Source organism: Cupriavidus alkaliphilus (genome assembly GCF_900094595.1).
GTDB lineage: Bacteria > Pseudomonadota > Gammaproteobacteria > Burkholderiales > Burkholderiaceae > Cupriavidus > Cupriavidus alkaliphilus.
Genome location: NZ_FMAD01000020.1, coordinates 44170 through 51396 on the forward strand (window position 1 = coordinate 44170; position 7227 = coordinate 51396).

Consider the following 7227-nt stretch of genomic DNA (forward strand, 5'->3'; position numbering starts at 1 on the left):
GCAAAAGGATTATGCAAACATGCAGGACGCAGACTGGGACGACCTGAAGTACTTCCTCGCCGTCGGCCAATCCGGCTCGCTGGCCGGCGCCGCGCGCGTCCTGCACGTCAACCACTCGACGGTGCTGCGCCGCCTGGCGCGGCTGGAAGACACCCTCGGCACGCTGCTGTTCGAGCGCCATGCCACCGGCTACGCCATGACCCCGGCCGGCGAGGCGCTGGCGCAACGGCTGGCCGGGGTGGGCGAACAGATCGATGCGGCGCAGCGCCAGCTGTCCGGCCTCGACCGCCAGCTGAGCGGGCCGTTGCGCGTGACCACCACCGACACACTGCTGGGCGCGTTGCTGATGCCGCTGTTTGCCGAATTTCGCGCGCTGCATCCGCGCATCCAGCTGCAGCTGGTCGTCAACAACAGCTTTCTCAGCCTGAGCCGGCGCGAGGCCGACGTGGCGATCCGCCCGGCCAATGCGCCGCCGGAGTACCTGGTGGGCCGCCGCATCGGCCGGCTCCAGACAGCGCCGTACGCGGCGCGCAGCTACCTGCAGCAGCTCGGGCTGCTGGCCACGGCGGACAGCCCCGCGCTGGCGGACTGGCCGGCCTATGACTGGGTGGTGCCGGACGAAGCGCTGTCGCACCTGGCGCAGGCGCGCTGGATACGCGAGCACGTGCCGGAGCCGCGCCGCGCGGTCAGCGCCGACAGCCTGGTGGCGATGGCGGACGCGGTCCGGCATGGCATGGGCGCGGGCATGCTGCTGTGCCTGCTGGCGGGGGACGATCCGGCGCTGGTGCGGCTGGCGCCGCCCGATCCCGCCATGGACACCGACCTGTGGGTGCTGACCCACCCCGACCTGCGGCACAGCGCGCGCGTACGGGCGCTGGGGGATTTCCTGCATGAGCGGCTCAGAGAAGGGAGATGGCTGGCGGGATGACGCAACGTCGCGGCGTGCTCATGCCGCCGGCGCATACATCTCCAGCAACTGCTCATCGGTAAAGCCCCACTCCGCCGCGTTTTCGAACGCCACCACGGTCTCGTCGCCATGGCGCAGGTCGATCAGCTCGGTCGGCACCGGCCGCGACTGCGACACCGAGTAGAACGCCATCACCTTGGGCCGCAGCGGATCGGCGTCATGCTGCGCGCACACCACCGCCAGCCGGTTGGAGCGCAGCCGCAGCACGGTACCGAGCGGATAGATGCCGACGGTGCGCGAGAAGGCCTTGAACACGCGCCGGTCGAACAGCGTGTCGACGCGCACCGCCATGTATTCCATGGCGCGGGCCGGCGACCATGGCTGGTGCCCGGGGTGGCTGGCGGTGAGCGCGTCATAGGTATCGCAGATCGCGCCGATCCGGGCGTGCACGCTCAGTTCGCGCCCGACCAGGCCGAAGGGAAAGCCGCGCCCGTCGACGCGCTCATGGTGGTGGACGCAGACATCGAGCGGGATATTGGAATAGAGCCGGGCGTCGTTGAGGATGCGATAGCCCGCCGACGGATGGCGGCGGTAGGCCTCCTCCTGCTCGGGTGTGCGCTCGCCGGCGCGGAGACTGGCGGCGCCGGGCACGGCCAGCTTGCCGATGTCATGCACCAGGCCGGCCAGGCCCAGCTCGCGCACCTCGTCGTCGGGCAGGCGCAGGGTGCGGCCGACCGCGATCGTCAGCGCGCAGACCGCGAAGGCATGCAGGTAGTTGTCGTCGCCGCGCGCCTTGAGCCGCACCAACGCCAGCAGCGCCTGCCCATGGCGCGACAGCGAGCGCGAAGCCGCGTCGACCAGCAGCAGCGCACCGCTGACCTCCAGCGCCCGCCCCATGCGCACGTCGGCAAACATCGAGCCGATCACGGCCTTGCCGGACTGCAGCAGTTCGCGCGCATGCACGATCTCGGCCTCGAGCGTGGTGGCTGGCGCCGCGTCAGCCGGGCCATCGGCGCCGGGCGCGGGCTGGGCCGTGGCAATGGCCGGGGCTGCGCTGGCCTGCTCTTCCGGCGTCGGCAGATTGCGGCCCTTCAGGATATCGATCCAGACTTCGCGCACGCCCGCCGACCGGATCTGCCGTACCTGCTCCTCGCTGGCGACCAGGAAGCGCGCGCGCCAGAACGGGTGACTGATCCAGGGCCCGCCCAGCCTGGCGACGAACATCCCGACCTGCAGTTGCTCCGACCCAATGCGTCTCAGCATGCGCCAACCCCTCGGATGATGGTTTTCTTGTTGTCGCCCCGGCTATCGGCAGCGGCGGGCATAACTTGAGCGGTCACGGCGGCAGGAACGGCGCCGCGCACCCTTGTCAAGCGCCGCCAAAATGCCCGGACGGCGCCGTCGGGCATTGCCGGCGGCGGCCATGGCCGCCGCTACAATGGCTGGCCCAGTGCTCACAGACGCCAGCCAGTCGCCCCCGTTCACCATGTCCGGAACGTACACGCTAGTCGGCATCGCCCGTGCCAAGACCCACCGCCGCGACGCGCTGGTCTCCCAGCTCACCGCGCTGCGCTCGCGCGGGCTGACCGAGCCCGGCTGCCTGGACTACCACGTCGGGCAGGATGCCGAGGACGCGCGGGTGTTCGTCATCTACATGGTCTGGGACTCCAAGCGCGCGCTCGAATCGCACCTGAACCGCCCGTACATGCGCGATTTCCACGCCGCGCGCGCGGACTTCGTCGAGGGCGATTTCAGCTTCCGCTGGCTCAACGCGGCCTGAGCCCGCCGGCTCGACGCCAGCCCCGGCGCAAGGCGCCATCCCGGTCACTTCCCGCCCTGCCCGCTTGTCATTGCCGCCGCACCGATCTATCACTCAAGGTGACGCCCGCGACGGTCGCGGCAGGAGTGCACCATGGAAGTCAGGGATGGATTTGCCGGCACCATCGGCCACACGCCGCTGATCCGGCTGGCCGGCCTGAGCGCAGACACCGGCTGCGACATCTACGGCAAGGCGGAATTTCTCAATCCCGGCGGCTCGGTCAAGGACCGCGCGGCGCTCTACATCATCCGCGACGCCGAGCGGCGCGGGCTGCTGAAGCCGGGCGGCACGGTGATCGAAGGCACCGCGGGCAATACCGGCATCGGTCTGGCCCATCTGTGCGCGGCACGCGGCTACCGCTGCATCGTGGTGATACCCGACACCCAATCCCCGGAAAAGATGGAACGGCTGCGCATGCTGGGCGCCGAGGTGCGCGCGGTGCCGGCCAAGCCCTACGCCGATCCCGACAATTACCAGAAGATCGCCGGCCGGCTGGCCGACGAGACCGACAACGCGATCTGGGCCAACCAGTTCGACAACCTCGCCAACCGCCAGGCCCACTACGAGACCACCGGCCCCGAGATCTGGCAGGCCACCGCCGGCCAGATCGACGCCTTCACCTGCGCCACCGGCACCGGCGGCTCGCTGGCAGGCATCGCGCGCTGCCTCAAGGAACACAAGCCGGGCGTGCGCATCGTGCTGGCGGATCCGCACGGCAGCGGCCTGTACCACTTCGTCAAGCACCGCGAAGTCAAGGCCGAAGGCAGCTCGATCACCGAAGGCATCGGCTCCAGCCGCGTCACCGCCAACCTGCAGGACACGCCGATCGACGACGCCGTGCGCATCGACGACCAGACCTGCGTCGACATGGTCTACCGGCTGCTGCGCGAGGAAGGACTGTTCGTGGGTGGGTCATCCGGCATCAACGTCGGCGCCGCGGTGGCGCTGGCGCGCGAGATGGGGCCGGGGCACACCATCGTGACGCTGCTGTGCGACCGTGGCGACCTGTATATGGGGCGGCTGTTCAATGAACAGTGGCTGCAGGGCAAGGGGCTGCAGCCGATTCCGTTCCGCCGCGCCAGCCCCGCGGGGTAACGTCCACGCTAACGTCAGCGCTAGGCCGCCTTCAGCCGCCGCCACAGCGTGGTGGGGCTGATGCCGAGGATATGGCAGGCGGCGGTCCGGTCGCCGCCGCACTCCTCCAGCACGCGCCGGATATGGTCGACTTCGCTGGATTGCTTGACGCGCGCGAGCGAGCGGCGCGCCCGTGCGGCCGGCGCCGCCGCTGCGGCTTCGGCCCCGGGCACAGTGGCAAGCGCGGCATCGCCGAACAGCTCGGGCGCCGCGGATTGCAGTTCGCGCTGCAAGGCCTCGCCGTCCAGGCGCCGGCCGGCGACCAGCACCGCGATGCGTTCGGTTACGTTTTCCAGCTCGCGGATATTGCCGGGCCAGCGGTAGCGCGCCAGCCGCGCGCGCGCCGCCGCGGGCAGGCGCTGCGGGCGTTCCAGTCCCAGCCGGTCCTGCGCGCGGCGGTACAGCAGTTCGGCCAGCTCCGGCAGGTCTTCGGCGCGCTCGCGCAGCGGCGGCATGGCGATGCGCAGGATGTTGAGGCGGTAATACAGGTCCTGACGGAAGCTGCCGTCGCGCACCATCGCGGCCAGGTCGCGATGGGTGGCGGCGATCACGCGCACGTTCACCGGCACCGCGTCGAGCCCGCCGATGGGCAGCACCTGCTTTTCCTGCAGCACGCGCAGCAGGCGCGTCTGCAGCGCCGGCGGCATGTCGCCGACCTCGTCGAGAAACAGCGTGCCGTTGTGGGCCGACTCGAACAGGCCGGCCTTGCCGCCGCGGCGCGCACCGGTGAAGGCGCCCTCTTCGTAGCCGAACAGCTCGCTTTCCAGCAGCGCCTCGGGGAAGGCGGCGCAGTTGACCGCGACGAACGGGAACGCGCGGCGCGGGCTGGCATCGTGCATGCCTTGCGCCAGCACCTCCTTGCCGGTGCCGCTCTCGCCGCCGATCAGCACGGTCGAGTCCACCGCGGCGTAGCGCCGCGCCAGCTCGCGCAGCGCCGTCATCGCCGCCGAGGTGCCGGCCAGGTCGTCGAGGCTGTAGCGCACCGCCGCCGGCCGCGCGCGGCTGCGCGAGCGCAGGTTGCGGTCGACGCGCTGGATCGCGCTGGCGTCCTGGATGGTCAGCACCGCGCCGGTGGTGCCGGCCTCGCCCAGGATCGGAATGCGGTTGACCACCACCATCTTGTCACCCAGCTTGTGGATCGCCTCGAGCTCCTTGTCGCCGGTCTGCATCACGCCTTCCAGCGCCAGGCTGGGCGCCAGCGTCTGCAGCTTGCGCCCCACCGCGGCGGCGGCCGAGGTGCCCAGGAAGCGCTCCATCGCCGGGTTGAACGACTGGATCCGCCCCTGCGCGTCGACCGCCGCCACGCCCTCGTTCAGGTGCGCCAGGATGGTGTTGACGTAGTCGCGCCGGGTGGCCTCGATGCGGCGCAGGCGCGCGGCCTCGATCGCGTCTTCCAGCGCCATGCGCACCGAGTTGCCGGAATACAGGAACACACCGGTCAGGCCATAGCGATCGGCCAGGTCGGTCACCAGGCCGGGGCCCACCACCACCTGGATGCCCTCCTGCTTGAGCGCCTTCACGCGCGCCACGGCGTCGTCCTCGGTCAGGTAGGTGTAGGCCGGCACCGACAGCGAGAACGCGCGCACGAATTCATCGACCTCGGCATAGGTCGCCGCGTGCGTGACCAGCGCCACCCGCGGCGAGATCCGCCGCGCCGTGGCCAGCGCGCTCATCACGTCGAAGCCCGTGACCTTGACCAGCACCACCGGCACGTCGACATGCTGGCGCAGGTAGGCGCCGTTGGAGCCGCCGGCGACCACCACGTCGAGCCGGCCCTCGCGCACCTCGCGCGACACCGCGCTGGCGGCGGCCTCGAAACCCTTGCCGACGATGCGGAATTCGGCGCGGTCGGCATAGGCCGGAATCAGGTCGGCAAAGGCGCGCGCGAGGCGGCTGATGCCGATCGCCCAGATGCGCGGGCGGCCTTGCGTGGAAACGGGCGAAGCCATGATGCGGTGCGGAAGGAAAGTGGGATGAAAGGCGAGAGGAACAGGCGTACAGTGCTGTCACATTGTCCGCTACGCGGCGCGGGATTTCAACTTTGAATTCCAAGACACGGGGTTTGGATTTCAAATGTGCGGAGATCCCGCCATGGAGGCCGCGACGAAACCCGCCACCCTGCCCGCCAGCCCAATACTGACAAGGGATGCCGGGGTTTCCCTGCCGCTTCCGCAAGGCCTGGCACATCCCTTGCACTATCCGGCTTGTCCTGTTCACCAACGCATACGCCATGACCTACTCCGCTTCCGACCTCGCGCGCTCCGCCGGCGCCCGTTTCCGCCAGGCGCTTGCCGACGAACATCCGCTGCAGGTGGTCGGCGCCATCAATGCCAACCACGCCTTGCTGGCCAAGCGTGCCGGTTACCGGGCCATCTACCTGTCCGGCGGCGGTGTCGCGGCCGGTTCGCTGGGCCTGCCCGACCTCGGCATTTCCAACCTGGACGACGTCCTGACCGACATCCGCCGCATCACTGACGTGTGCGACACGCCGTTGCTGGTCGACGTGGACACGGGTTTCGGCGCCTCGGCCTTCAACGTGGCCCGCACCACCAAGTCGCTGATCAAGTTCGGCGCCGCGGCCATGCATATCGAGGACCAGGTCGGCGCCAAGCGCTGCGGCCACCGTCCCAACAAGGAAATCGTCACCCAGGGTGAAATGGTCGACCGCATCAAGGCCGCGGTCGACGCCCGCACCGACGACAACTTCGTCATCATGGCCCGCACCGACGCGCTCGCCGTGGAAGGCCTGGACAAGGCGATCGAGCGCGCGGTGGCGTGCGTGGAAGCCGGCGCCGACGCGATCTTCCCGGAAGCCATGACCGACCTTGGCATGTACCGCAAGTTCGTCGACGCGGTGAAGGTGCCGGTGCTGGCCAACATCACCGAATTCGGCGCCACGCCGCTGTTCACCACCGAGGAACTGGGCGGCGCCGGCGTGTCGATGGTGCTGTACCCGCTGTCGGCCTTCCGCGCCATGAACAAGGCCGCGGAAAACGTCTACGCGGCGATCCGCCGCGACGGCACGCAGAAGAACGTGGTCGATACCATGCAGACCCGCTCGGAGCTCTACGAGAGCATCGGCTACCATGCCTTCGAGCAGAAGCTCGACGCCCTGTTCGCGCAAGGCAAGGGCAAGTAAACGACCAGACTCAGGCGCGGCCGGGCCGGGGATATCCCCTCCCGGCCGCTTGCACGACCACAGACAGGCAACACCAGGCATCACACCAAGGAGACCCAGATGTCCGAAGCGCAACCGCTCGTCACTCCCAAGCCCAAGAAATCCGTCGCGCTGTCGGGCGTGACCGCCGGCAATACCGCGCTGTGCACCGTCGGCCGTACCGGCAACGACCTGCACTACCGTGGCTAC

General features: G+C 69.7%; 6 protein-coding genes and 1 pseudogene. 5 read left to right on the top strand and 2 right to left on the bottom strand.

Going from position 1 to position 7227, the window contains the following annotated elements:
• Positions 1-19: 19 nt before the first annotated feature.
• Positions 20-928: a LysR family transcriptional regulator gene (locus GA0116996_RS27565; protein WP_092318215.1), complete on the top strand. Its 909-nt coding sequence runs from the start codon at positions 20-22 to the stop codon at positions 926-928.
• An 18-nt stretch (positions 929-946) separates the two neighbouring features.
• Here GA0116996_RS27565 and GA0116996_RS27570 read toward each other — a convergent pair whose 3' ends face one another.
• The gene (locus tag GA0116996_RS27570; protein ID WP_092318217.1) at positions 947-2170 is read right to left on the bottom strand and encodes an HD-GYP domain-containing protein; all 1224 of its coding nucleotides are present in this window, start codon (positions 2168-2170) and stop codon (positions 947-949) included.
• 223 nt (positions 2171-2393) lie between these two features.
• Here GA0116996_RS27570 and GA0116996_RS27575 point away from each other — a divergent pair, with 223 nt between their 5' ends.
• Both GA0116996_RS27575 and GA0116996_RS27580 read left to right on the top strand, forming a co-directional pair.
• A complete protein-coding gene (locus GA0116996_RS27575) occupies positions 2394-2687 on the top strand; it encodes a putative quinol monooxygenase (protein WP_092318219.1) in 294 nt (97 codons plus the stop codon).
• Positions 2688-2819: 132 nt separating this feature from the next.
• Positions 2820-3821 (top strand): cysteine synthase A, encoded by a 1002-nt coding sequence (locus GA0116996_RS27580; protein ID WP_092318222.1) that lies wholly within the window; start codon positions 2820-2822, stop codon positions 3819-3821.
• A 20-nt stretch (positions 3822-3841) separates the two neighbouring features.
• Here the strand turns inward: GA0116996_RS27580 and prpR are convergent, their stop codons facing one another.
• Positions 3842-5809 carry a propionate catabolism operon regulatory protein PrpR gene (gene prpR, locus GA0116996_RS27585; protein ID WP_092318225.1) on the bottom strand — a complete coding sequence of 656 codons (1968 nt, stop codon included), beginning with the start codon at positions 5807-5809 and terminating at the stop codon, positions 3842-3844.
• 281 nt (positions 5810-6090) lie between these two features.
• Between prpR and prpB the strand changes: the two genes are divergently transcribed.
• A complete protein-coding gene (gene prpB / locus GA0116996_RS27590; protein ID WP_092318240.1) occupies positions 6091-6999 on the top strand; it encodes a methylisocitrate lyase in 909 nt (302 codons plus the stop codon).
• 99 nt (positions 7000-7098) lie between these two features.
• Positions 7099-7227 (top strand): annotated as a pseudogene (locus GA0116996_RS28160) (2-methylcitrate synthase); the annotation flags it as partial.